Genomic DNA, 24,727 nt, shown 5'->3' with positions numbered 1-24,727 from the left:
TTACTCTGAAGCGACAGAATCTAAACGGCGCAGGCGCTGCGCCTCGGGATTATGCTGCTCGCCGGGATCCAGCGGGCTGAGCAGGAAGCACCAGGAAACAATGGCGCTGATCAAGTACAACGCGGCGTAACCCCACACCACGCCCGAGGTGCCAAACAGTGCGTTGAAGGCGCCATAGAGCGCGGGGCCAAAGAAAGTGGAAAGCCCGGCAGCAAAGCAGTAAATCGCCATCGCGTTACCTTTATCTTTTGGCTGGCACAGGGAAGAGAACAGCGCGGCAGCGGGAACATAGCCGCACAAGGTGATGCCATATAAACACGCGCAGATGACGCTGAGGACAAAGCTGCCGTGGCTCCATTGCGGCACAAAATACATCAGCAACATTGAGATGCCAGAGCCGAGTCCACCAAATACCGTCAGCACTTTGCGCCAGCCGATGCGATCGCTAAGCTTGCCGACAATGGGATTAAAACTCATGCCGACTAAACCCATGATGGTGATCAGGCTGAGGTATTCGGTTTGCGTAAATCCAATCTGCTCGGTGAAAAAGCCCGGCAGGAAAATAAAGAAGCCGAAGTAAGGCGTGGTGTTGATGATGCGCACTACGGCAGCGGCGGCGATGCGCGGTTCACGCCACAAAATATCGATGCCGCCCATCAGCGTACGCGCAACGCTCTGCTGACGGTGTTGCTCATCGAGCAACGACTGATAGCCGCTGCGTTCTTTCAGCGCGATCGCCATGACCAGCAACCCCAACACAACCAGCCCAAGCGAAAGCCAGAACGTGGCATATTCACCAATCAACTGTATTGAGAAGATCGCCACCAGCGATCCCAGCGTGGGCAAGCCGCCGGTAAACGCCAGCCAGAACCAACCGGTTGCTGAACCGCGCATATCGGCGGGTGCGGCGGCCTGAATCCACACCAGAAACGCATAGGCAAACATGGGGTAGGCAACGCCGCGCAAACCGTAGGTTAACGCCAGCAAGGCCACGCTATGGGAAGGCAAGGCGATGGCGAGGAACAGCACTTCAAACACAATCCAGATCACACCGCCTGCCAGCATCACTTTGCGCGGGCCAATGAGTGTGGAGAGTGAACCGGCCAGCCACGAACCGAGCGTAACGGTGACGCCGTAGAAGGCGATCACCGCCGCCGCGATATTGAGTGAGAAACCATTTTCATGCAGGTAAGGCGCGAGATAGTTCGACTCCACGCCATCGCCAATCATAAACAGCAATACAGCGACGTAGCCCCAGGCCAGCGCGGGTGGAATACCGAGGCGGATCAGCCACGGATGGTTTGCAGGTGATGTTGTCATGTTCAATGTCTCTTGGGAGGTGAGGATATTTTTTTGTTATTGGGATGAGCACGAACTTTAAGGCAACGGTAGTAAAGAGGATGGCGAAACCATCACAAAAGACAGTAAACTCTGTTTAGTAAACGGGGCGGATGGGTGTGATGGAGACAAAATGAAGCCGGTGGGTTTGAACAATTTGCAGGTGCGAAAACATAATAAGGCGCTGTTTATGTCGCTGATGTGGCGGCATAAGCAACTCAGTAAATCTCAATTGGCACACCTCAGCGGCTTAACCATTCCGGCTACCAGCAAAATTTTGCAGGCACTGCTGGATGAAGGAAAACTGCAACACTCAGAGGCGCTGATGAGCGCTCGCGGTAACAGCAATGGCAGTTTTGAACTGCCATCCAACGGTGCCTGGACGCTGTGTTTATGCGTCAAACCGAGCAGCATTGAACGGCAACTGGCCGATGCGCAGCTGGTAGCGCAGGGAGAATTTGAGCAAGTCGCCATCAAAGCGGAAACGCCGGAAGCATTGCTCAGTGAGATTGAGGCGGTGTGGCGGAAAACCTGCAAACAGTGGCCGAAGCGACGCATTAATCTGGCGCTGGCAGTGCATGGTCAGGTCGATCCGGTAACCGGTGTGTCACAGCATATGCCGCAGGCCGCGTGGAAAACGCCGTTGCAGTTAAAATTTCTGCTGGAGGAGAAGCTCGGCGTGGAAGTGCGTGTAGATAACGACTGCGTGATGCTGGCGCTGGCTGAGAAGTGGTTAAACCGCAATGCGCTCAGCGAATTCTGCGTCATCAATGTGGATTACGGCATCGGCTCATCATTTGTGATCAACGGTGAGATTTTTCGCGGCAATTTGTACGGCAGCGGACAAATCGGCCACACCATCATTGAGCCTAATGGTCAGCGCTGCAGTTGCGGGCGTCAGGGGTGTCTGGAAACGGTGGCCTCACTCAGCACCTTAAAACAGGCGGCTCATCAGCGCGATCCCGAAGCGCCGCAGCCCAGCAGCACGCAGTTATTGCAAGCGTGGCAAGCGGGCGAACCCTGGATTGTAGCGTGGGCACAGCGCGCCGCCGAAGCGATTGGTATGAGCTTATATAATTTTCTCAACACGCTGAATATTAATCAGATTTGGTTATATGGTCGCAGCTGTACCTTTGGTGACAGTTGGTTGCAGACCATTGTGCGACAGATCGATTTCAATCCGTTCGATCCGCGTGATGCGTTGAAAAGCAAAGGCACCAATGTGCATTTTGGTCAGCTGGATCGGGCGCGGCAGGTGCTGGGGATTGGTTATTTGTATGTTGAGGCGGAACCCAGTGCGGCTTGAGAGCGTGGTCGCCATAAATGGCGACCTACAAAATAGCTTTCAGACCTGCGCCATACCGCCATCGACGAACAGCTCAGCGGCGTTAATAAAGCTGGACGCATCGGACGCTAAAAACGCCACCACTTTGCCAATTTCGCCAGGTTCGCCAAGACGACCTAACGGCACCTGCGCCGCCAGCGCATCAAACAATCCTTGCTGCTGATCTTCCGGCACCAAACCACCCAAACCTGGCGTGCGCACCGGGCCGGGACTCACAACGTTAACGCGAATACCGCGATCTTTCACATCCAGCGCCCATGAGCGGGCAAAGTTGCGCACCGCGGCTTTACTGGCGCTGTATACGCTGAATCCGGCAGTACCCTGAACCGATGTGGTGGACGAGGTGAGGATCACCGAGGCATTGTCACTCAGTAGCGGCAACGCCTTCTGCACGGTAAACAGCACGCCGCGCACGTTGGTGCCAAAGATACGGTCAAAATGCTCTTCGGTGATGGCGCCAAGCGGCAGCATGTCGCCGCCACCGGCGTTGGCGAACAGGATATCGAGACGGCCTGCTTGTTTGGCGATTTCTGCGTAAACGTTGTCGAGGTCGCTTAGCACCGCAGCATCAGCGCGAATACCGCTGGCGCTGGCACCGATGCTGGCGACTGCCGCATCAAGCTCCGCCTGACGACGACCGGTGATAAACACGCGTGCGCCTTGTGTCGCCAACTCCTGCGCGGCTGCCAGACCAATGCCAGTTGTGCCGCCGGTTACCAATGCGATTTTGCCGTTGAGTGCGTTCATGTTTGCTTCTCCAATGGGTGATGAGGTTTTGATGACTGCGTTGCAGTGCATGAGAAGCAATCTATCTTCACGGCGTTTGCTGATAAATGGTGTAAAATCGAAATGACTATTTCTATGTGTGGATAATTTAAGGCGGCGGAAAACAGCATGGATCAGTTATTGGCGATAAAGGCCTTTGCGCGCGTCGTCGAAGCGGGCAACTTTACGCGTGCGGCGGATTCGCTCGATATGCCGAATGCCACGCTGAGCAAACTGGTGCAGGAACTGGAAGCGCATCTCGGCATTCGCTTGCTGCAACGCACCACGCGGCGCGTCACGGTGACGCCAGAAGGGCGCGATTACTATGAAAAAGCGCTGCGCATCGTGCGCGATTTGGAAGATATCGATCACTCGTTTAATGCGGAAAGCGCCAAACCTGGCGGCTATCTGCGTATTGATATTGGCGGCTCAACCGCGCGCGATGTGTTGATTCCGGCGCTGCCCGATTTCATTGCCCGCTATCCGGACATTCGTATCGATCTTGGCGTTGCGGATCGCGCGGTGGATTTGATCAGCGGTAACGTCGATTGCGTGATTCGCGGCGGTCCGCTTAGCGATTCGTCGCTGGTGGCGCGTCATTTAGGGGATGCGGAGATGATTACCTGCGCCGCGCCGGGCTATCTGAAAACCTATGGCGTACCGGCTTATCCGCAGGAGCTGAAAAATGGTCATCGCATGGTGAGCTATTTGTCACCGCAGAGCGGCAGGGCGTTTCCGTTTCGTTTTACCCAGGGCGAAGAGCAGCTTGAGATTAAGAGTGAGCATCGGATTGGCGTCAATGAAAGTAACGCGCATTTGGCGGCAGCGGTTGCGGGTTTAGGGATTATTCAGACCTTCCGCTATGCAGCGGCAGCAGATTTACAGGCGGGAAAATTGGTTGAGATTCTGGCGGCGTGGCGGCCGGGGAATTATCCGTTTCATGTGGTTTATCCGCAGAATCGTCATCTTACGCAGCGATTACGGGTATTTATCGGATGGCTGAGGGACGTATTTCCTGGGCGATTGAACGGGTAGAGCGGGGTCGCCACGAATAGCGACCCCAAAGATGATTACAGCGTGCCGGTGCCGCCATCAGAGCACCACACCTGGCCGGAGGTGAAGCTGTTTTTCACATCGGCAAAAGTGACGTACAGCGGGGCGATTTCAGCCGGTTGTCCCGGACGACCCAGCGGTGCGGATTCACCGAACTTCTCCACTTTCTCCTGCGGTTGTCCGCCGCTCACCTGCAGCGCGGTCCAGTATGGGCCAGGCGCAACCGCGTTGACGCGAATCTGCTTTTCACCCAGCTGCTTCGCAAGCGCTTTGGTAAACGCGACAATCGACGCTTTGGTCTGCGCATAATCCAGCAGGATCGCGCTTGGCTGGTACGCCTGCACCGACGAGGTGTTGATGATGGACGATCCAGCTGGCAGATATTTCAGCGCCGCTTTGGTGATCCAGAACATCGCATAGACGTTAGTCTTAAAGGTGGCGTCAAAATCTTCAGTAGAGAGTGTCAGGATGGATTCATTAAACTGCTGACGTCCGGCGTTATTCACCAGAATATCCAATCCGCCTAGCTGCTCAGCCGCCTGATCCACCAGCTTCTGACAGAACTCTTCCGAACGAATATCACCCGGAATCGCCACCGCTTTGCGGCCTTCGGCTTCAATCAGTTTTACCACTTCTGCCGCATCAGCTTCCTCTTCCGGCAGGAAGTTGATGGCGACATCCGCACCTTCGCGGGCATAAGCAATTGCCACGGCGCGGCCAATACCGGAATCACCACCGGTGATGAGCGCTTTACGACCGGTCAATTTACCTGTACCACGATAGCTGGTTTCACCATGATCGGGACGGGGATCCATTTTGCTCGCCAAACCCGGCATCGGTTGCGTCTGCTTTTTAAATGGCGGAACCGGATACGTTTCAGTAATAAGGGTTTTATTTGTGGTTTGCGATGTCATATATATCTCCTTGTCGCATGAGGTGAATAAACTAAGCCTGGCATAAATGTGATGTTTGTCACGTTAGAAAGTGAGCAATCAGATTTATTAAGACGAAACGGTAAACGAAAGGGGGTTAAAAAGTGCAGCAGTAACGTGAGGTAATTAACAATATTTATCGAGGTGCGACTGCAGAAGGGGATAATGCTTAGGGCGTCCGTGCCCTGGCGGATTTCCAAGGTGCTATGTGCTATTTAAAACATGGTTGGCTACTTCTTGCCGCCTTTCTTACCTGCTTCTGATGCTTTAGCGGGGTCATCTTTGAAACTACCACCGCTTTTTTCTCCGCCTTTTTTACCGGCTTCTGATGCTTTCTTTTTATCGTCAGCAAAATTACCGGAACCGCCTCTATGCTCAGCCATAAAACATCCTCTCGTGAGTTGTTGTTGCATGGCGGAAATAAGGGCTTCAACGCCATGCCCGTGCTGCAATTTAAGATTAGCGAGGTTCGGATTAATCACAAGCGGAGCGGAAGTGATTATTTATTGCTCTCTGGCGGGATGTTAATAAAATAAGTGCCGCTATAGGGAATCGGTAAGAAATCACGAAAAATCTGCTGCAGGGTCTTTTCGGGTTCCAGGTCCGCAAACAGCTGTGGATAGAGTGTTTTAGCCATAAATTCTGTCGCCGCAAAGTGCCACGGACTGAGGTAGAAATTCATCCAGATCACCGCCGAGTGACCATTTTTCAATGCCGATAATTCGCGTAAACCGTTTTGCTGCGCGGTGAGCTGTTTGAAACTAGCCAGCACGGTTTCGGGTGCCACGTCTGGCCCTAATTTCAGTAAGCCCTGCGAGGCGTTATCGCCAAAGCCGGTAGCAAAATAGTACTGCGGCTGAGCGGCAATCACGCTCTCTTCACTCAGGCGACCAAACACGCCGTGCTGGGTTTTGTTGGCGATATTGTCGCCGCCCGCCGCGTTGAGTAATTCGCCGAGGCTGCCGTTGATCGCCGTCACGCAACATTCGTTACGGCGTCCAAGATGCAGTTGCAGCAGCACCGACGGTTTCGCGCCCTGATAGCTGGCTAAGCGATCATGTATCACCTGCATATGCTGCTGGTAGAAACGATTAAACGCTTCTGCCCGCGCCTGCTGATTCAGCACTTCGCCAAATATCTCCACGCTGCGGCGGGTGTTTTTCAGCAGATGCACGCGCAGATCGATCTTCACCACCGGAATGTGCGCCGCTTTCAGCATGGTGACCAGGCGCAGGTCGGCATCATCGTAGCGTGCCAGACTCGGCAAAATCACCACGTCCGGTTTCAGCGCCAGAATCTGCTCGGGATTGATGGCGTTCGGCCCGCCAGCACCCAGCGACGGGATTTTCAGCATCTGGGGAAAGTGACGGGCAAAACTGTTCCAGGTTTGGCTGTCGTACTTCTTCAGATCCTGCGGCCACGCCACAATGTGCTGAAACGGATCGCCAGGCTCCAGTAACGCCAGCGTATACAGCATGCGGCTTTCACCCAGCACGATACGCTGCGGACGATCGGGGATCTCAACGCGATTGCCGTCGATATCGGTGATGGTTTTTGCCCAGGCCACGCTACTGAGCACCAGCAGAAAACAGGCCAGCACCACCAACATCGGGCCGGACAAGCCTGGCGCACGTCGTACAAATATCGAATCAGAATTCAACGCTGGCCTCGAGCATCAGGTTGCGGGTTTCTCCTTCACGCACGCGCAGATTGCCGCCGCTGGAGGTGTAATAATGTTTGTTGAACAGGTTATTCAGATTGAGCTTCAGCTGGGTTTTCTCGCCAAACAGCTGATTGTTCCAGGCGACAAAGCTGTCCGCCACCACATAATCGGGCAGGGTAAAGCTGTTTTCCGGATCGCCGGCGCGCGTTCCCACATAGCGCGCACCGCCGCCTACGCGGAAATCGCCCGGAATGCCGGAGATCGCCAGATTATGGCTCAGATAGAGCGCGCCTGCGTGGCGCGGCGCATTCTGCAGGCGATTGCCGTTATTAGCCGCGTTAACACCGTCATCCACGATCTCGGCTTTGTCGTAGTTGTAGTTGGCGCTGAGATCCCAGCCCGGCAGCACTTCGCCATTTAACTCAAATTCCGCGCCGCTGGAGCGCGCTTTATTGATGGCGCGCGTGGTGCCGTTAATGCTTAGCGACATATCACGCTCGTTGATGCGATACAGCGCGACGCTGGCAAACAGCTTCGGTGAAATCTGCCACTTGCTGCCGACTTCCCATGTGGTGCCCTGTTCCGGTTTACCGACGTTGCCATCATCATCAACATCGGTCGATGGTGTGAAGGATTTACTCACGCTGGTGTAGAGCGAAACGTCCGGCGTCACTTTGTAGATCAAACCGGCCTGCGGCAGGAATTTGTTGCCTTCGCTGTCCAGCGTTTGCACCACCGGATCAAAACCTTTCGAGGCGCGTTGCTCGTAATGCTGATAGCGTCCGCCCAGCACCGCAATCCAGTTTTCCGTCAGGCTGATGCTGTCTTTGGCATAGATTGAACGGCTGTGCGTGCGGTTGAGGTTATTGGCGTTGGCGCTGTTTTCGGTGCTGCTGTTGGTAACAGGCGACAGAATATCGTACTGCGGATCGGTGAAGTTGAAACCGGTGTTGGCTTTGCCCTGATACTGATGCGCGCGATAGGTTTGGATCATCTCGTAATCGGTGCCCAGCACCAGATCGTGCGTCATCCCAAACACTTGCGGTGAGCCGATCACGTCCCACGAAACATATTTGGTTTTATGGTTAAAACCGCGATTGGCATCGGCACGACGCGTCACCACGCCAGTGTTAGCATTGACCGCCGTGACGCGCACTTCATTATTATCGTATTGACGCTGGTTCCAGCCGAGCGTAACGCGCGTGCTCCAGTCATCATTAAACTGCCAGTCATAATGGGCGTTGAGGGTTTTGTTGTGACCCCATGCATGGTTGGCTTTGTCATCCAGACGATCTTTGTAGTCCATATCCAGCGGCTTACCGTTGATGAATGCGGTGCCACGATCGTAAGGAATGTCGTACTGATAATCTGAATAGCTAATCAGGAAGCTGGCTTGCTCACCAAACCACTGCAGCGAGGGCGCGATCAGCGTGTGCTTTTCGCTGCCGAAATTGCGCCAGTAATCCTGATTCTGTTTTTCCGCAATCAGGCGGAAGGCGAAGCCGTTGCCAAGCGGTCCGGTGACATCCACCGTGCCCGCGCCACCGCCTTCACTGGAGGTTCGGCCGCTGACTTTGCTGTGCCACTCATACTGCGGCTTTTTGCTTATCACATTGATTACGCCACCCGGATTCTGGATGCCGTACAGCAGCGATGCGGAGCCTTTCAACACTTCAACGCGCTCAGTGGTGGCATCAAAGTTCAAACCCTGGCTGCTGCGCACGCCATCGCGATAGATCGAACCATCCGAGTTGCTGCCAAAGCCGCGACGCACGAAGCCATCTTCGGTGCCTGCCAGCGTGTTGCCTTCCGTAACGCCGCTGACAAAACGCATCGCGTCGGCAAGACTCGACGCCTGATAATCCTCCAGCTGCTGCTGCGTAACCACGCTGACCGACTGCGCCTGATTAATGCGCGGCGTGGAGGTTTTACCGCCGATCGCGCTATTAGTGACGTTGTAACCTTGTGCGTTATCTTCCTGCGCTGAAACGGTGAGCGTGTTGCTCTCCTCGGCGGCAAAACTGCTGGTGGAACCCCAAATGCTGACGCCGTAAATCGCAGCCAGAATGGCGGGATGGCGTTGAGATTTAAAAGCCGACGGCTTGTTGTTATTCATTCTTTATTACCTGGTGCAATGCAATTGAGAATCATTCAACCATGTTGTAATGTAGTAGTAAATGGAAATGATTACGAATCTGTTACATTTTTATTTTCTTAAATTCATTGGCTTACATCTTAGATCTAAGTAGTAAGTGGGTAATTCACTACAAACCTTCAGTAAAACTCTGACACTTTAAAGAGCAATCAGCAGATGAGTCGAAATAGCATTAAAAGTCGTGTGGATGTGCTGGGTGAACGCTATCGGTTACGCGCACCGACATTATCATCCGGTCTGCAAGCGGTGGCGCGTTACATCCACGACCATCGCGAGGTGGTGTTGGATGCCACGGCGCTGGAAATTGCCAGGGCCACTAACACCTCGGATGCGACAGTGGTGCGCGCGGTGCAGGCATTAGGTTTTGCCGGTTTGCGCGATTTAAAAACCACGTTGAACGCCTGGTTTGGACCGGCGATGAACTCTGAAGAGAAGATGAGCGCCACCGTCAGCGAACTGTCGTGCGATATCAATTCCGGCATCGATTTTGTGTTGAGCGGCCATAAACATGCCTGCGATGCGCTGTCCGAACCGCACAATCGTGAAGCCGTCGCCAAAGCGGTAACGCACTTGATTGACGCGCGTCAGGTGGCGCTATTTGGCATTAATGCCTCCGGGATTTTGGCGGATTACAGCGCGCGTCTGTTCACGCGCATTGGTATTCCGGCGGTAACGCTCAATCGCTCTGGGATTGCGCTGGCGGAACAGCTGATTGGGCTGCAACGCGGCGATGTGCTGATTATGATGGCGCAGAAGTCGGCGCACCGTGAAGGCATGACCACGCTGAAAGAGGCGAAGCGTCTCGGCATGCCGGTGATTTTGCTTACAAATGCGCTTGATTCGGCTTTCGCTAAACAGGCGGATGTCATTATTAACGTGCCGCGCGGCGGCGAGAATGGTCGCATGCCGCTGCACGGAACGGTGTTGGTGTGTCTGGAGATGTTGATATTGTCGGTGGCTTCCGCGACCTCATCGCGTACGGTAAAAACCATGAAGCGTATTCAGGATCTCAATCGATCGCTGAAGCCATCCGGCAAAAAGTAACGCTATTTGCTGGCGCTGCTGTTTACAACGGCGCGTTTGCCAAAGCCGTTGCTGGTTACCAGCCACACCGCGCAGACAATCAGCAGCGAACCGCCGATAAAGCCCTGATTGATCTGCTCGCCCAACACTAACCAGCCCCATAAAATCCCGAACGGCGGAATCATAAAGGTGACGGTCAGCGTGCGCAGCGGGCCAATATCGGCCAGCAGACGGAAATAAATAATGTAGGCTAGCGCGGTACAGATAAACCCAATCGCCAAAATAGAAGCCCACACTTCCGGGATTTGCCAGCTGCTGGCGGACGTTTGCGGAGCACTAAAGGCAAAGACCGGCAGTAAAAACAGCGATGCACCCAGTTGGCTGCCAAAAGCCACTTTGGTGGCATCCAGTCCGCCGCGTGCACCAATCCAGCGCTTGGTCAGGAAACCGGCAAATCCATAACAGGCGGTGGCGACCAGGCAAGCCAAAATCCCTCCGATTAAAGTGCTGCTCAGATGCGCTTCGCCGGTGGTGCTGATGACAATGATGCCGCTGAATCCGGCTATCATGCCGAGAACTTTGGTGATCGTCAGTTTTTCATCGAAAAACGCCGCACCAATGATTACGCCCATCAACGGTGTGGTGGCGTTAAGAATTGCGGAATAGCCCGCCGGTAGCACGCGCGCCGCCAGACAATACATCAGGAACGGAATCGCTGAGTTGATAACGCCCAGCAGCATCGCCCAACCTAATTTGCCCTCAAAGCGGCGTGGAATGCGCATCATCGCCATGATGATCAGTAAACCCAACATGCCGCAAAACACGCGTAAAAATGCGGTGTTCACCGCGCCCAGCGCCGGTACCGCAATGCGCATAAACAGAAAACTGGCACCCCAAATCCCCGCTAAAAGCAGCAGCCGCAACAAATCCGATGTTCGCATAAGTTTCACAATTGTTAAGAAAGAGTCGCGCACAGAATAGCAAATAACCCGCTCCGTCGGGCCGCTATTAACGGCGACTGATTACCGCTTTGCAGAAATATTCCCAGGCAGCGCAATCATCAGGTAGTATTTAGGAATTGATCATTTCCTAAATGCGCGGAGAGCGAAAATGTCAGCATCAGTTATCAAACACGCACAGGGCTGGACGCAGCCATTTAACGCGTTAGACGGATTTTCCCATCATTACGCCACGGTAGACGGCGTGCGTTTGCACTACGTCAGCGGCGGCAATGCAAATGGAGAAACGTTGCTGCTGCTGGCGGGATTTCCGCAAAGCTGGTTCGCCTGGCGCCATGTGATGGCGCTGCTGGGCGATCGCTATTTCATCATCGCGCCGGATTTACCCGGTCAAGGCGACTCGGATAAACCGCTCAGCGGCTACGACACCACATCGCTGGCGCAGAATGTACAGGGCTTGATGCAGCAATTGGGTCATGAAAGCTATTACCTCGCCGCGCACGACGTCGGCGCGTGGGTTGCCTGGCCGTATGCCACGCTGTTTAGCGATCAGGTGAAGAAATTGGCGCTGCTTGATGCCGGTATTCCTGGCGTGACGTTGCCAGAATCGCTGCCCGCGACGCCGGATAAAGCGTGGAAAACCTGGCACTTCGCGTTTCATCTCTTACCGGATTTGCCAGAGGCGCTGATAGAAGGGCGCGAAGCGATCTATCTCGAATGGTTCCTGAAACGCAAAGCGGCCAGTCCGATGGTGTTTGGCGATGAGGATATGGCGGAATATACCCGTTTGTTACAGCAGAAGGGCGCGATACGCGCCGGAATGGCGACTTATCGTGAAGTGACGGTTTCGGCGGCGCAAAACCGTGCGTTGCTGAAAGAGCGCGGCAAATTAGCGTTGCCGTTACTGGCGATCAGCGCCGATCAGGGTTCGATTCCGGATATGGCATTGCCGTTGCGTGAATTCGCTGCGGATGTGACGGGAATTAAGATCGCGCACTGCGGTCACTTCATTCCGGATGAGCAACCGCAGGCGCTGGCAGAGGCGTTGGGTGAGTTTTTTAATTAAACGTCAGGTCGCCATGTCTGGCGACTAAAAATCGCTTAATCAAAACGACATCGTTACACCGGCATAATAGGCGCGGCCCGGTTCGTTATAGGTCGAAGCACCCGAATTTTCGCGGTAAAGGCGTTTATCAAACAGGTTATTGATACCGGCATTGGCGCGCAGGTTTTTGCTGATGTCGTAATTGACGTTCAAACCAAACACCGAATACGGGCTGATTTCCTGCGTCGTCATGCTCGAGGTATCGATATTGGTCTCAACATTTTGACGCGGTTTCTGGCGGCCATACTGCGTCCAGTTGATGTTGGCGCTGAGATCCTGCGTCGCCTGCCACTCCAGCTGCGAGTTGATGGTGAATTCCGGGATCACCGACAGCGGATTGCCGGTTTTCTTGCTCTCGGAGCGGAACATGTAGGTGGCGTTGGAGCGCCATTCCAGCGTATCGGCGATCAAAGGAATAGTCAGATTTCCTTCCAGTCCTTCCACAATCGCTTTGCCGCCGTTTTCCCAGCGCAGCACGTTGTAAACCGGGCGAGTGCTGGAATAAACCGGCTCGGTGCCCGACACAATCTTGTTCTTGTAGTCATTGCGGAACCAGGTGATGCCCGCAACGTAGCCCTGGTTGCTGAACTCCAGTCCAATCTCTTTGTTGACGCTGGTTTCTGCATCAAGATCGTTGTTCCCCAGCAGATAACATTGGCTGAGCCCAATCGGGCAGCCGTTGCCGCGCGTGGAGAGCAGATAACCTGGTGTTGACTGATACAGGTTTGGCGCTTTAAACACCCGTGCAATACCTGCCTTCAGGGTGAAATAGTCGCCCAGACCTTGTGAGAGGTTCAGGCTTGGGCTCCAGTTGGCGCCAAACTGATCGTGATAATCAAAGCGCAGGCCAGGAATCACTTCGGTGCTATCGGTGGCGGCAATGTTGTCTTCGAAGAACAGTGAACTGATGGTGGCGCTGTTCTTACTGCTGCGCTGCGATGGATCGCCAGAACTGCCTGGCAAATTCACGCCGCTCGCGCTGGCCGCAAGCATTGATGCTGGATCGTTCAGCTCGTCGCGGTTCCACTCCGCGCCCAGCGTCACGGTTTGATCGACCAGCAGCTGCAGCGGGAAGTTGATCTCTCCGCCCGCGCGATAGCTTTCCAGGCGGCTGGTGGCGTACGTATCGCTGTTGATCATTCCTTCAGTACGCCCGGCAGTGCCTTCCTGCAGGCGAGTGTTATTGGTTTTCTCGTAGTTGAAATTGAGCTTCGAGGTTCCCCAATCCCAGATACCGTTGTGCGCGATGCCGTAGCTCTGGCGATACATGCGGTTAGTTTCATCACCGTACAGCGACTCTACTAAACCGTCGGTGCTGGCGTTGCTGTTACTGTTCTGCGTGTCACCGGCGTAAATATTGCCCTGACGGCTGTAGCCCCAGGAGAAGTCGATGATTTGCAGCGGCGTGATTTTCCACGACAGCACGGTATTGATGTCTTTGTTGCGCACGCCTTCACGGCCCGCCGCGTATGAACCGTTTTCTGCGGTGTTGATATCGAACGCATCGGCATCGGTGCGGTTGAGGTTGCCGTACAGGCGCATGGTCAACGCATCACCGGCCAGCGGGCCGCTGAGATTGAAGTTAGCGCGTCGGGTATCGCCTTCTTTGCTATTTTCCGGCTGGCTGGTATAGAGCGACAGCGAGCCGTGCCAGTCGTTGGTGGGACGCTTGGTAATGATGTTCACCACGCCGCCCGCCGCGCCAGAACCGTATCGAGCAGCGGCCGGGCCTCGAATCACTTCAATGCGCTCAACCATTTCAGCTGGCACCCAGTTGGTATCGCCGCGTGAATCACGCTCGCCGCGCCAGCTGTAGCGCACCGAGTTACGAGAGGAAACCGGCACGCCATCGATCATCACCAGGGTGTTTTCCGGGCCCATGCCACGGATATCGATTTGCCGGTTATTGCCGCGGCTGCCGCTGGCGCCGTTACCGGTAAGGTTTACGCCGGGCATTTTGCGAATGATGTCGGAGAGATCGTTAACAGGGGGATTTTTTTTGATGTCTTCAGCGGTGATGGTGGACACGCCCGGTTGCTGTTTCAGCTCCTGCTCGGCGGTGACGATCATTGATTCATCGTCAGCCAGCTTTTCGGTGGTTTCAGCTGCAAAGGCAGGCGACGTTAGCATTCCCGCTAAAAAAAGCGCAATTGGACGCTTTTTGCCACGCATGGTTACATTCACTTAAGTTTTCTCCCTGTAACGTTAACAATTGTAAGTAAATGCGCATGATAATGATAACGGTTCTCATTGTCTATTCAGCCAGCCGGCAACAGGCCTGATAATACAAACCTTTACAAAGGTTGTTCGGTTGCGGGGTGTAAGTTGCGAGGAGGGGAATTTCTCATTTGCTTAGAAGAAACCGTTATGAGTAAGAAGAAATGTGTCGATAATTACTGGATAAGCAGGCTATTGATTCACTAGCATATTCTGAATTCTGCTGAGTCTTACGTGCCAAATCTGGGGCGGAAATCCCGCCTTGCAACCGTGCTTGCGGCTATTGCCATATTTCGGCAATAGATATGTTTTTTTCGCATTTGTGATTGTTATCTATCTTCCAGAGAATGCTAATCGGGACGTAAATACCCGTCATAATTTCAGCCGCAACTGCGTTGGCTACGCGTGTTCACCCCAGTCACTTATTTAAGTAAGCTCCCGGGGATTCACACACTTGCCGCCTTGTTGCAGCTGGAATTATTTAGGGTATATGAGGATGACAATTCCACTCACCGCACGCCGCTCGCGCGAGGTGAGTCAGGAGACAAAACCATCGCTACCTCAACGCCTTTTCCCTGTGGGGAAACTTTTTATAAATCAGGAGAAAGGTTCCAGTGAAATTCGCCAAAGGCATGACTCTTCTTGCGCTCGCGCTGAGTGCACACACCGCGTTCGCCGCCGATGAAAACGTCCCAACTGACAGCTCAATCCATGTGCAGGCCGATCCTGCTCTGAAAAGCCTGCTGCCTGCGGATGTGGTGAAACGTGGCTATATTGTTGCCGGAACCAACCCCAACACGCCGCCAACCACCTTCTATAAAGAAGACAACAAAACGCTGGCCGGCCGTGAAATCGATATCATGAATGCCGTGGGCGAGCGTCTGGGAATCCAGGTTCAGTGGCGCGACACCGGCGGTTTCGACAACATCATTCCAGGCCTGAAAACCGGTCGTTACGATGTGGCGCTCTCCAATATCAACGCCACGCCAGCGCGTGCCAAAATCATCGACTTCGTGGGTTATTACGATGCCAGCCGCCTCGGCATTATCTCGCGTAAAGATGCCAACATCGCGCCATTCAAAGAACTGGCCGATGTCTGTGGTAAAGAAGTGGGCGCCGGTTCCGGTACCACCCAGGTCACGCGCCTTGAAGACGCCAGCAAAGCCTGTGAAGCGGCGGGTAAAAAGCCAATCAAAGTCTCCGTCTTCCCGGATCGTCCAGCCGGCGTGCAGGCGGTGGTAAGCGGTCGCGTGCCAATGTTCCTCGGCCCGTATGAAGGTTTGCTGTGGCAGGTGAAGGTGATTAAACCGCTGACCATGAGCGGTGAGATCACCGTACATGACGCACCCGTTTCCGTCGCTTTCCCGAAAGATTCCGCGCTGGAGCCCGCCGTACAGGCCGCGCTTAACTCGCTGATCAAAGATGGCAGCTACAACAAGATCCTCGACAACTGGGGCATCGGCTTTGGTGCTGTTAAACAAGCCAAACGCAATCAGGAAATCTTTCAATGAGTGACATTCACGACCACACCGGCGATTTGAAAATCGTCGGCAAACGTTACTACGGACGCTGGCTGAGTGCGCTGGTCGTGTTGTTGTGCGTGGTGGCGATGGCGAACTCGATGATTAACAATCCACGCTTCGAATGGAGCGTGATTGCGGAGAACTTTACCGGCGAATCGATCCTGCAAGGCGTATTAATGACGCTGCAGCTTACCGCGATCTCTGTGGTGCTGGGTTTTGCCTTCGGTACGGTGCTGGCGCTGATGCGCCTCTCCTCCAATCCGGTGCTGGTGGGCGTGAGCTGGTTCTACACCTGGTTCTTCCGTGGTGTACCGATGTTGGTGCAACTGTTCCTGTGGTACAACATCGCGGCGCTTTATCCCACCATCGCTCTGTCGATTCCGGGCCTCGGCGAAGTCTGGAGCACGCAATCGAACGCGCTGGTGAGCCCATTTAGTGCGGCAGTGATCGCGCTGGTGATGCACCAATCTGCCTATGCCGCCGAAATTGTGCGTGCGGGTATCCAAAGCGTCGGCAACGGCCAGCTGGAAGCCGCGCGTGCGCTCGGCTATCGTCCTTCGCAGATTTTCCGTCACACCGTGCTGCCGCAGGCGATGCGCGCCATCATGCCGCCCGCTGGTAACGAAATCATTGGTCAGCTGAAAACCACGGCGGTGGTCTCAGTAATCTCGCTGCAGGACGTGCTGTTCTCGGCGCAGATTATTTACCAGCGCACCTATGAAGTGATTCCGCTGCTGCTGGTTGCTACCTTGTGGTATCTGCTGATGACTTCGGTGCTGTCGGTGGGTCAGTTCTATGTGGAACGCTATTTTGGCCGTGGCGTTTCCCGCCGGGAAAAACGCAGCCTGTTGAAATCGCTGCCGGGCTTCTCAGCGCCAAAAGCAGAAAGGAGCGTCAGCAATGGGTGAAGCGATCGCCTTACGTAAAGTCACTAAGCGCTTCTCTGGCGTCACCATTCTGGATGAAGTGAATCTGGATATTCCCGCCGGTTCAGTCACGGTAATCCTTGGGCCGTCGGGTTCGGGGAAATCCACGCTGCTGCGCTGCATAAACCACCTGGAAAAACTGGATGGCGGCACCATTCGCATCGGCGGCGAGATCATCGGCTACAAGCAGAAAGGCCAGGCGCTGCACGAGTTAAGCAGCGGTGAAGTTGCGCGTCAGCGTGCCGAAATCGGCATGGTGTTCCAGCAATTCAACCTGTTCCCTCACCGTACCGTGTTGCAAAACATCGTCGATGCGCCGATGCGCGTCAAGAAGCAGAGTCGTCAGCAGGCGACCAGCAAAGCGCTGTCGCTGCTGAAGCAAGTGGGTTTGTCTGGCCGCGAAGATGAGTGGCCGCAGAATCTCTCCGGAGGACAGCAGCAACGTGTGGCGATTGCCCGCGCGCTGGCGATGGATCCCGGCGTAATGCTGTTTGATGAACCCACTTCAGCGCTCGATCCCGAACTGGTTGGCGAAGTGCTGCAAGTGATCAAACAGCTGGCGCACTCCGGCATTACCATGGTGGTGGTGACGCATGAGATTGGTTTTGCGCGCGAGGTTGCTGACAACATTGTGTTTATGGAAAGCGGCAAAATCGTGGCGGCGGGGCCAACCCAGCAAGTGCTTGACGACCCGGAAAACGGGCGCGTAAGAAACTTTATTGCAACGGTGCTTTAGGCACCGTTTTTCTTTTTTGATGCCAGGAACAGTGATGACGCAAAAACCGGTAATGCACAGCGCCCATTGGGGCGCTTTTCATGCCCAGCAACAGGGCGATCGGCTCACCATCGAACCGTTCAAGGGCGATCCCGATCCCAGCCCGCTGCTGCAAAATTTCCACACTGCGTTAAACCATCCGGCGCGCGTATCCCGTCCGATGGTGCGCCGTGGCTGGCTGGAGAACGGCCCGGGCGCGGACGATCGTCGTGGCAATGATGAGTACGTGGCGGTGAGCTGGGATGAAGCCTACGCGCTGGTCACGCGCGAACTGCAACGCGTCGGCGATAAGTACGGCCCGGAAGGCATCTTCGGCGGCTCTTACGGCTGGTCAAGCGCTGGCCGCTTCCATCACGCACAAAGTCAGGTGCATCGCTTCCTCAACACCACGCTCGGCGGCTACGTGCGTTCAGTCAACAGCTACAGTTCCGGCTCCGCGTCGGTGTTGCTGCCGCATATCGTTGGCGACATGAATGAAATTGCCCGTCGCGGCGTCAGTTGGGAAGAGATCGCTCAGCACAGCGAAATCGTGTTGGCATTTGGCGGTTTGGCGCTGAAAAACTCGCAGGTCGCCAGCGGCGGTTTGAGCGAACACACCGAGCGCGGCTTTATGCAGCAGGCGGCTGAGCGCGGCACTCGCTTTATCTCGGTCAGCCCGCTGCAAAGCGATCTCCCTGAAGAAGCGCAGGGCGAATGGCTGGCGCTGCGTCCGGGCACTGACGCGGCCTTCATCCTCGGCGTGTTATCGGTATTGATCGCTGAACAGCTGACCGATGAGGCTTTCCTCGCGCGCTACACCGTGGGCTGGCCAGAAATGGCGGCCTACATTCGTGGCGAAGAGGATGGCACGCCGCGCGATGCGGCGTGGGCAGCAGAAATTTGCGGCGTGAGTGCTGCGTTCATCAGCGATTTTGCTCGCCAGCTGCAAGGCAAACGCGTGCTGGTGACGGTGGCGCATGCCTTGCAGCGCGCCGAAAACGGCGAACAGCCGGTGTGGCTGGGATTGGTGCTGGCGGCCGCACTTGGTCAGCCGGGCTTGCCGGGCGGCGGCTACACCTATGCGCTGGGTGCGCTGGGCCATTACGGTAAGCATCACAATCTGGTGAGTTTTCCGGCGCTACCGCAGGGTAAAAACGGTATCGATCGTCTGATTCCGGTGGCGCGTATCTCCGATATGCTGCTCAATCCCGGCAAGCCGTTTGATTACAATGGCCGCCGTTTAACCTATCCGCACATCCGTCTGGCATATTGGGCCGGCGGCAATCCGTTCCATCATCATCAGGATCTCGCGCGCTTGCGTCAGGCTTTTTGTCAGCTGGATACGCTGATCGTGCATGAGATCGCCTGGACCGCCAGCGCGCGCCATGCCGATATCGTTTTGCCCGCCACCATGACGCTGGAGCGCGAAGACATTGGCGGCGCACCCACCGATCGCCACTTGTTTGCCATGCAACCGGTGGCGCAACCTTTCGGTGAAGCCAAAGATGATTACGCGATTTTCACCGAGCTGGCGCGCCGTTTAGGCCGCGAAGAGGCCTTCACCGAAGGGCGCGATACGCGCGGCTGGTTGCAGCATCATTACGCCCAGCTGCAGCAAAAGCTGGCGGCGCATCAGGTTGAGATCCCCGACTTCGAGAAGTTTTGGCAACAAGGCGTGCTGGAGTTGCCGCAGCTGAAAGACGGCGGTCGTATGATCAACGCGTTCCGCGCCGACCCGGAAGCGTCGCCGCTGCCGACGCCGAGCGGGAAAATTGAAATTTTCTCTGCCACCATCGCCAGCTTTAACTACGAAAACTGTCCGGGACATCCGGTGTGGCGTGAACCGCAGCAAAAACCGAATCCCGATCATCCGTTTTGGTTGATCGCCAATCAGCCGGCGACGCGTTTGCACAGCCAGCTCGATTTTGGTGATTACAGCCTGAGCGGCAAACGCCATGGCCGCGAAGTGTGCAGTTTGCATCCGGCGGATGCGGCGGCGTCAGACATTAATGATGGCGATATTATCGAGCTCTACAACGCGCGCGGCCACGTACTCGCCAGTGCGCGTCTCACCGAAACCATCATGCGCGGCGTGGTGCAGTTGCCGACCGGCGCCTGGTATGATCCGGTCGATCCTACCGCGCTGCGTCCGCTGTGCCGTCACGGTAATCCCAATGTGTTGACGCTGGATATCGGCACGTCTTCATTGGCACAAGGTTGCAGCGGACAAATCACCGTCGTGCAGGTGCGTAAATATCGCGGCGAAGTGACGCCTGTACAGGCGTTTATTCCGCCTGCCTAAAAGCAGACGCATCTCAATAAATCAAAGTGTGACTTTGTCTCACCGAGTGATAGACTCAGTGTGACAAAGTTACACTTTGGAGGATGTATGGCTTTAACCAAACTGCGTCAGCAAGGCGGAGCCGTAGTGCTAACGATTCCCAGTGACATCGCAACCAAAGCGGGTTGGCATGTGGGGATTGAGCTAGATGTCACTGCAACTGACGAGTCAATCAACATCAAACCTGTTAACCGGCTCGCACGCGGCAGGAAAACGATGGACCAACTGTTAGCTGGCATTGATCAGGAAGAGATTCGCCAGTTTAATGAAGCCGTCAGCGACGATTTGCAGGATAAACCGCAGGGCAAGGAGGCTATCTGATGATATCGCGCAGAGTTCCGCAGTTAGGTGAAATCTGGCACGTCAACGGTGATCCCGTTGAAGGCAGGGAGTTTAAAGGGCCGCATTATTATCTGGTGATTTCACGGCGGGAACTCGTCGCTGCTTTAGGGACAGCGGTTTGCATTCCGGTAACCAGCGGTGGCGGCGCATCACGCTCGAGTGCTGTTGCGGTGTATCTGGATGGCAGCAGCACGGATACCGGCAGCGTAACTGGCGTAGCGTTGTGCTACCAACTTCGTTCTCTTGACCTGACCGCGCGGAAGGCAAGTTTCGCCGCGAAAGTTGAATCGCACGTCATGGATGAAATCCTGTCGATGGTAGTGGATTTGATTGATCCGCGTTAAAAAGCTGAATGCGCACCCTACGAAAATCACGATGACAATCGTAGGGACGCCATTCATGAATGCCGCCCCGTTCACCCTAACTGACTAGCTTTTTCATCTCACGCCGTGGTTTTCCGGTTATGGGTCAAATCTTTCACCGTTTCCGCTGCACGTTTACCGGCAAGGAACGCGTGGTCCGAGTTGTAATATTCCCACTCGCTGTAGCGCCCGGAAAGATGGATGCCTTGCGTCGCCAGCCAGCTACGAATCAGCGTGACGTTGGCGGTGCGTTGATGGTCGTACACCACATAAGCGTACGGCATATCCACTTCGCTGGCGGTAACGATCTCATCATCGGCATTGATGATGCCGACCCGAATACAATCCGCAATGCAGCGTTCAATCAACGCATCGCCTTCGCAAGGAAGCGGCTGATCGTCGCGATAGGTCATTTCGCAGGTCAGGCCAAAACCGCCTTCTGGATTGCAGTGCGGGCTGGCGTTGCCCTGTAAAAAGATGCGGTGGAACAGCGTGTTGCCGGGATAGTAAATCCAGTGTTTGTCGCTGATATTGGCGCGGCCAATGCCCAGATTGACGCAGCGCACCGAGATATGACGCAGTTGCCTCGCCGCTTTCTGCACCGCTTCTGGTGCAAAGCTGCCCATCAATCGCACCAGTTCTGGCAGCGGCAAGGTGCTGATCATCTGGTCATAATGAAACTGTCGGCCATCACTTAACAGCACGCGCCGTTGCAACGGCTGAATTTCGCTGACGCCCGCTTCCATCTCCAGCGTGCAGTCCAGATGTGGCAGAAATCCCTCCATCAGCGCCTGAAAACCGCCGCGCAGCGGATAGCCAAAGCGCGCATTGGGGCCGACCGGCTTATCCAGCGGCGCCAGCGCGCCGGAGATGATCTGCTCCAAATCGGGCAGCGGCACACGTCCGCCGAGCCATGAGGTTTCCATATTCACCAGCGGTGTTTTCCACAGTTTCTGGTTATACGGCAGGGCGAAATGGCGGGCGATGCCTTTGCCCCAGGTACGGAAAATAAAGCTTTCGAAATCTTCGCTCTCCGGCTGACAAACCAGGCTTTCACCATCCGGGATGGCGCCATCGGCGCAGCAATCACGCCGCGCCTCGGTGGCCACCGCCTGTAAAGCGGGAGGCGACGCATAGCGCGCTTCAATCGCGCCTAACACACACTCGCCAATCACTTCGGCAGGCAAACCATGCAGCGCCGACTGAAACGGATAGCGGGTGTAAACATCATGGCTGTAAACCCAGGCTTCACGCGTTTGCCAGTGCTGATTGTCGCCCAGCAGGATATCGTACAGGCGCAACACGTAAGGATCGTTGGAGAACATAATGTGGCCGGCGTGATCGAAGGTGAATCCCTGATCCTCGACCGAACGGCACCAGCCGCCCACGGTGGCATTTTTCTCCAGCACCACTGCGCCCGCGCCGTAGTGATAACCGGCGCTCAACCCCGTTGGCCCGGCCCCCAAAATCAAGCACGCAACGGTATTTTGCGCCAGCGCGGGCGGAGGAGCGGCGGCTATTTCGGGATGGGAAATCTGACGTTGGGTCAGCGCCACGATATGCGCCTGCATCTCGTCGACGGTGCGATCCCACGAGGTTTCCGCAACGCGTGCCGCCATGTTTTTCGCTAGCTGATAGCGGGTTTCCACCGGCATGCTGAGCGCCGCTTCACAGGCCTGAACAAAGCTCTGATGCGAGTCGGCGATGCTCACCACGTCGGCATAGTGTCGCGCCACATCGGCAATCGCGGTGCTGACAATCGGCAGCTGCGCTGCCATGTACTCCAGAACTTTGGTAGGACTGATAAAGCGCGTCGAAGCATTGAGCGCGAACGGCATCAGGCAAAGATCCCAGCCGGCGAGAAAGTGCGGCAAGGCGGCGTACGGTTGCTGGCCGAACCAGTGCAGATTGCTGCGCTGGGGCAGGCTGGCGGCATCAATTTTCACCACCGGACCGACCATCACGATCTGCCAGTCGGGATGCGCATCGGCCAGCGCGGCAATCAGCGTCAAATCGAGGCGTTCATCAATTACGCCGTAATAGCCGAGGCGCGGTTTTGGCAGGTTTTCCTGCAGCGGATGACTGTTAGTGCGGTCCAGCGCCTGTTCAAAATGTCCCGCATCGACGCTGCTTGGGCAGCAGAAAACCTGCGGATGGCGATGTTTCTTCGCTTCATACAGGCTGGTGCCGCCGGTGAACACCAAATCGGCGCGGCTCAACAGCGCCGATTCACGCTGCTGAAGCTGGCGCGGCGCCTGGTTAAAGGCGGAGAGCTCATCCATGCAGTCATAGATAATCGCGCTCGGTGTAAAGCAGGCCAGCAGCGGCAGCGCCATCGGCGTATAAAACCACACCATCGGCGTTTCATCGTCAGCAAGCAGTTCAGCCAGCAGCGGTTGCAGCACGGCGATTTGGCTATCGTGAAAGCCAGGCGCGGCCACATTGGTATGCGGTTCGATCACCGTCACGTTTGGGGCGGGCTGATATTGGCGTAACGCGGCTTCACCGGGCTGATAAATCGGCTCTTCAATAAACACAATGCGGTGGAACTGGGCGAGGCGCGATAACAGATGCTGTGGACGTTGAAAGACAAATCCCCAACGTAAATGACTGAATACCACTAATACGGATTGTTTCATGACGCTTTCCTCTGGCCTGCTGGCCGCGGTGATAAGACCCTGAAAACGGGCTAATAATCGTTGTGATTGCTGTAATGACGCGGCATAAACCGGGTTCAGCAGACGCTTTTTGTTGGGATCGACATCCCACAATCCGCTGCGTGGCCAGTGTTCGGGATCTTCCCAAAGTGGGCGATCGATAATCGGATAAAGACAGATGCCGCGGATATCACAGCCGTTCAGCTGTGCCTGCGCGACATCTGCGGTTACTTGTGAAATCCAGGCGGCGCGTCCGCTGCCGACGTGGCTGGTTTCCGCCAGCAAAATGGGCCGTTGGTAACGCTCAGTTAACTGCGCCAGCAGCGGATGCAGCGGCACGCGGCGCGCATCGCCCAGATGCCATTCCAGCCGGCAGCCGGACCCGGTGAGCCACTGATTGCCGTGGTAATAATTGGCGCCAACCACATCGAGATAGTGCGGTTTGCCGCCGAGTTCCGGCTCGCGCAAACCGGCGATCATGTCCCACGCCTGATATTGCGAAGCGTTGATATCGCGGGTGCGCTGCCGACACGCATCGCTGTCTTCATCCGGCACCACGTGAATAATCGGGTCGCAGTGCAGGAAACGCGCACGCGGATCTGCAAGGCGAATGGCGGCGCAACCCGCCAGCGTGGCGCGAATCAATTGACGTTTAATCTCATCGGGATCGGTATGGGCATTATTACCAAACAGGCCGACAGAAATTCCCCACGCCAAAAACGAGATTTCATTCATCGGCGAATAAATGGGGGCGTCTTCATAATATTCCGCGAGGAAGCCCGCCATGCGCTGACAAAAAGCGGCGAAGCGCGGCACAAATTCGCTGGAAAATAAGGTTAAGTCATCCGGCCAGCCGTAATGGCAAAAGGTCCAGTTAATTTGCACGCCAAAGGAGCGCGCCGAATTCATGCGTTTTTTTAAACTTTCGAGCGTGGTTTGCGGTTCCATTTCCGCCAGTCGCCAGCCAATACTTTCGCGGGCGGAGGTAATGCCAAACTGCTGCAGCGCGGCGTAATCGTTATGGTATTGCGATAAATGGTCGGTCAAAGCATTCATTGAAAGCCGCTCGCCGAAGGGATTGATATGATCCGCTCCCTCATAACCGGCTTGCCAAAAGCTGGAAAATGGCGACATGATGTTCCCCCGGAATAACATTCAGGAAATAGCAATAAATAAAAGAAGTTAATCGTGTTATAGGGGCGCCATTTAAGGCAACCAGGGAAATCGACTGTTCAACCTAATTCAAATTATAACCACGCTTTGGCTT

At 55.3% G+C, this 24,727-nt stretch carries 19 protein-coding genes; 10 read left to right on the top strand and 9 right to left on the bottom strand.

Annotation, left to right across the window (positions count from 1 at the left end; all coding sequences use genetic code 11):
* A complete protein-coding gene (locus ACFQW4_RS02245; RefSeq protein ID WP_377723504.1) occupies positions 1-1,320 on the bottom strand; it encodes an MFS transporter in 1,320 nt (439 codons plus the stop codon).
* Positions 1,321-1,471: 151 nt separating this feature from the next.
* Here ACFQW4_RS02245 and ACFQW4_RS02240 point away from each other — a divergent pair, with 151 nt between their 5' ends.
* A complete protein-coding gene (locus tag ACFQW4_RS02240; RefSeq protein WP_377723502.1) occupies positions 1,472-2,644 on the top strand; it encodes an ROK family protein in 1,173 nt (390 codons plus the stop codon).
* Between the two features lie 39 nt (positions 2,645-2,683).
* On the opposite strand, the gene ACFQW4_RS02235 is transcribed toward ACFQW4_RS02240, so the two are convergent.
* The gene (locus ACFQW4_RS02235) at positions 2,684-3,430 is read right to left on the bottom strand and encodes an SDR family oxidoreductase (RefSeq protein WP_271460310.1); all 747 of its coding nucleotides are present in this window, start codon (positions 3,428-3,430) and stop codon (positions 2,684-2,686) included.
* Positions 3,431-3,577: 147 nt separating this feature from the next.
* Between ACFQW4_RS02235 and ACFQW4_RS02230 the strand changes: the two genes are divergently transcribed.
* Positions 3,578-4,483, top strand: a complete 906-nt coding sequence (locus tag ACFQW4_RS02230; protein ID WP_377723500.1) for a LysR family transcriptional regulator — start codon at positions 3,578-3,580, stop codon at positions 4,481-4,483.
* A 35-nt stretch (positions 4,484-4,518) separates the two neighbouring features.
* Here ACFQW4_RS02230 and ACFQW4_RS02225 read toward each other — a convergent pair whose 3' ends face one another.
* From ACFQW4_RS02225 to ACFQW4_RS02210, 4 genes are all read right to left on the bottom strand, one after another.
* The gene (locus ACFQW4_RS02225; RefSeq protein WP_101761337.1) at positions 4,519-5,415 is read right to left on the bottom strand and encodes an SDR family oxidoreductase; all 897 of its coding nucleotides are present in this window, start codon (positions 5,413-5,415) and stop codon (positions 4,519-4,521) included.
* A 248-nt stretch (positions 5,416-5,663) separates the two neighbouring features.
* Positions 5,664-5,816 carry a general stress protein gene (locus tag ACFQW4_RS02220; RefSeq protein ID WP_101761338.1) on the bottom strand — a complete coding sequence of 51 codons (153 nt, stop codon included), beginning with the start codon at positions 5,814-5,816 and terminating at the stop codon, positions 5,664-5,666.
* Between the two features lie 116 nt (positions 5,817-5,932).
* Positions 5,933-7,042 carry an ABC transporter substrate-binding protein gene (locus ACFQW4_RS02215; RefSeq protein WP_377723994.1) on the bottom strand — a complete coding sequence of 370 codons (1,110 nt, stop codon included), beginning with the start codon at positions 7,040-7,042 and terminating at the stop codon, positions 5,933-5,935.
* A 40-nt stretch (positions 7,043-7,082) separates the two neighbouring features.
* On the bottom strand, positions 7,083-9,212 hold the full coding sequence (locus tag ACFQW4_RS02210; RefSeq protein ID WP_377723497.1) for a TonB-dependent siderophore receptor: 2,130 nt from the start codon (positions 9,210-9,212) through the stop codon (positions 7,083-7,085).
* Positions 9,213-9,407: 195 nt separating this feature from the next.
* On the opposite strand from ACFQW4_RS02210, the gene ACFQW4_RS02205 reads away from it, so the two are divergent.
* On the top strand, positions 9,408-10,295 hold the full coding sequence (locus tag ACFQW4_RS02205; protein ID WP_222234052.1) for a MurR/RpiR family transcriptional regulator: 888 nt from the start codon (positions 9,408-9,410) through the stop codon (positions 10,293-10,295).
* A gap of 2 nt (positions 10,296-10,297) precedes the next feature.
* On the opposite strand, the gene ACFQW4_RS02200 is transcribed toward ACFQW4_RS02205, so the two are convergent.
* On the bottom strand, positions 10,298-11,215 hold the full coding sequence (locus tag ACFQW4_RS02200; RefSeq protein WP_312463853.1) for a DMT family transporter: 918 nt from the start codon (positions 11,213-11,215) through the stop codon (positions 10,298-10,300).
* A gap of 169 nt (positions 11,216-11,384) precedes the next feature.
* Between ACFQW4_RS02200 and ACFQW4_RS02195 the strand changes: the two genes are divergently transcribed.
* Positions 11,385-12,299: an alpha/beta fold hydrolase gene (locus ACFQW4_RS02195; protein ID WP_377723494.1), complete on the top strand. Its 915-nt coding sequence runs from the start codon at positions 11,385-11,387 to the stop codon at positions 12,297-12,299.
* Positions 12,300-12,338: 39 nt separating this feature from the next.
* On the opposite strand, the gene ACFQW4_RS02190 is transcribed toward ACFQW4_RS02195, so the two are convergent.
* A complete protein-coding gene (locus tag ACFQW4_RS02190; protein ID WP_377723992.1) occupies positions 12,339-14,510 on the bottom strand; it encodes a TonB-dependent siderophore receptor in 2,172 nt (723 codons plus the stop codon).
* Positions 14,511-15,169: 659 nt separating this feature from the next.
* Here ACFQW4_RS02190 and ACFQW4_RS02185 point away from each other — a divergent pair.
* The 6 genes from ACFQW4_RS02185 to ACFQW4_RS02160 all read left to right on the top strand — a co-directional run bounded on the left by ACFQW4_RS02185 (position 15,170) and on the right by ACFQW4_RS02160 (position 20,785).
* Entirely contained in the window at positions 15,170-16,066 is an 897-nt protein-coding gene (locus ACFQW4_RS02185; RefSeq protein ID WP_110867191.1) for an ABC transporter substrate-binding protein, read from the top strand.
* Positions 16,063-16,986, top strand: coding sequence for an amino acid ABC transporter permease (locus ACFQW4_RS02180; RefSeq protein ID WP_101761346.1), 924 nt, complete (start codon positions 16,063-16,065; stop codon positions 16,984-16,986). Before ACFQW4_RS02185 ends, ACFQW4_RS02180 begins: the two co-directional genes overlap by 4 nt.
* Positions 16,979-17,740 (top strand): amino acid ABC transporter ATP-binding protein, encoded by a 762-nt coding sequence (locus ACFQW4_RS02175; protein WP_137387006.1) that lies wholly within the window; start codon positions 16,979-16,981, stop codon positions 17,738-17,740. The genes ACFQW4_RS02180 and ACFQW4_RS02175 overlap by 8 nt, the downstream gene beginning before the upstream one ends.
* A gap of 34 nt (positions 17,741-17,774) precedes the next feature.
* Positions 17,775-20,060 carry a molybdopterin-dependent oxidoreductase gene (locus tag ACFQW4_RS02170; RefSeq protein ID WP_377723490.1) on the top strand — a complete coding sequence of 762 codons (2,286 nt, stop codon included), beginning with the start codon at positions 17,775-17,777 and terminating at the stop codon, positions 20,058-20,060.
* An 87-nt stretch (positions 20,061-20,147) separates the two neighbouring features.
* Positions 20,148-20,420, top strand: a complete 273-nt coding sequence (locus tag ACFQW4_RS02165) for an antitoxin (RefSeq protein WP_110867195.1) — start codon at positions 20,148-20,150, stop codon at positions 20,418-20,420.
* Positions 20,420-20,785: a type II toxin-antitoxin system PemK/MazF family toxin gene (locus ACFQW4_RS02160; protein WP_217548016.1), complete on the top strand. Its 366-nt coding sequence runs from the start codon at positions 20,420-20,422 to the stop codon at positions 20,783-20,785. Before ACFQW4_RS02165 ends, ACFQW4_RS02160 begins: the two co-directional genes overlap by 1 nt.
* Positions 20,786-20,883: 98 nt before the next feature.
* Here the strand turns inward: ACFQW4_RS02160 and ACFQW4_RS02155 are convergent, their stop codons facing one another.
* A complete protein-coding gene (locus ACFQW4_RS02155) occupies positions 20,884-24,594 on the bottom strand; it encodes an FAD-dependent oxidoreductase (RefSeq protein ID WP_377723488.1) in 3,711 nt (1,236 codons plus the stop codon).
* Positions 24,595-24,727 lie beyond the last annotated feature (133 nt).

The sequence above is a fragment of the Pantoea sp. GCM10028869 genome (assembly GCF_042666835.1).
Lineage (GTDB): Bacteria > Pseudomonadota > Gammaproteobacteria > Enterobacterales > Enterobacteriaceae > Pantoea > Pantoea leporis.
This window is presented reverse-complemented; position numbering and strand designations above follow the sequence as displayed.

Coding starts and splice junctions, on each gene's coding strand:
- ACFQW4_RS02245 (WP_377723504.1), bottom strand. CDS start 1,320: ATGACAACATCACCTGCAAACCATCCGTGGCTGATCCGCCTCGGTATT.
- ACFQW4_RS02240 (WP_377723502.1), top strand. CDS start 1,472: ATGAAGCCGGTGGGTTTGAACAATTTGCAGGTGCGAAAACATAATAAG.
- ACFQW4_RS02235 (WP_271460310.1), bottom strand. CDS start 3,430: ATGAACGCACTCAACGGCAAAATCGCATTGGTAACCGGCGGCACAACT.
- ACFQW4_RS02230 (WP_377723500.1), top strand. CDS start 3,578: ATGGATCAGTTATTGGCGATAAAGGCCTTTGCGCGCGTCGTCGAAGCG.
- ACFQW4_RS02225 (WP_101761337.1), bottom strand. CDS start 5,415: ATGACATCGCAAACCACAAATAAAACCCTTATTACTGAAACGTATCCG.
- ACFQW4_RS02220 (WP_101761338.1), bottom strand. CDS start 5,816: ATGGCTGAGCATAGAGGCGGTTCCGGTAATTTTGCTGACGATAAAAAG.
- ACFQW4_RS02215 (WP_377723994.1), bottom strand. CDS start 7,042: ATGTTGGTGGTGCTGGCCTGTTTTCTGCTGGTGCTCAGTAGCGTGGCC.
- ACFQW4_RS02210 (WP_377723497.1), bottom strand. CDS start 9,212: ATGAATAACAACAAGCCGTCGGCTTTTAAATCTCAACGCCATCCCGCC.
- ACFQW4_RS02205 (WP_222234052.1), top strand. CDS start 9,408: ATGAGTCGAAATAGCATTAAAAGTCGTGTGGATGTGCTGGGTGAACGC.
- ACFQW4_RS02200 (WP_312463853.1), bottom strand. CDS start 11,215: ATGCGAACATCGGATTTGTTGCGGCTGCTGCTTTTAGCGGGGATTTGG.
- ACFQW4_RS02195 (WP_377723494.1), top strand. CDS start 11,385: ATGTCAGCATCAGTTATCAAACACGCACAGGGCTGGACGCAGCCATTT.
- ACFQW4_RS02190 (WP_377723992.1), bottom strand. CDS start 14,510: ATGCGTGGCAAAAAGCGTCCAATTGCGCTTTTTTTAGCGGGAATGCTA.
- ACFQW4_RS02180 (WP_101761346.1), top strand. CDS start 16,063: ATGAGTGACATTCACGACCACACCGGCGATTTGAAAATCGTCGGCAAA.
- ACFQW4_RS02175 (WP_137387006.1), top strand. CDS start 16,979: ATGGGTGAAGCGATCGCCTTACGTAAAGTCACTAAGCGCTTCTCTGGC.
- ACFQW4_RS02170 (WP_377723490.1), top strand. CDS start 17,775: ATGACGCAAAAACCGGTAATGCACAGCGCCCATTGGGGCGCTTTTCAT.
- ACFQW4_RS02165 (WP_110867195.1), top strand. CDS start 20,148: ATGGCTTTAACCAAACTGCGTCAGCAAGGCGGAGCCGTAGTGCTAACG.
- ACFQW4_RS02160 (WP_217548016.1), top strand. CDS start 20,420: ATGATATCGCGCAGAGTTCCGCAGTTAGGTGAAATCTGGCACGTCAAC.
- ACFQW4_RS02155 (WP_377723488.1), bottom strand. CDS start 24,594: ATGTCGCCATTTTCCAGCTTTTGGCAAGCCGGTTATGAGGGAGCGGAT.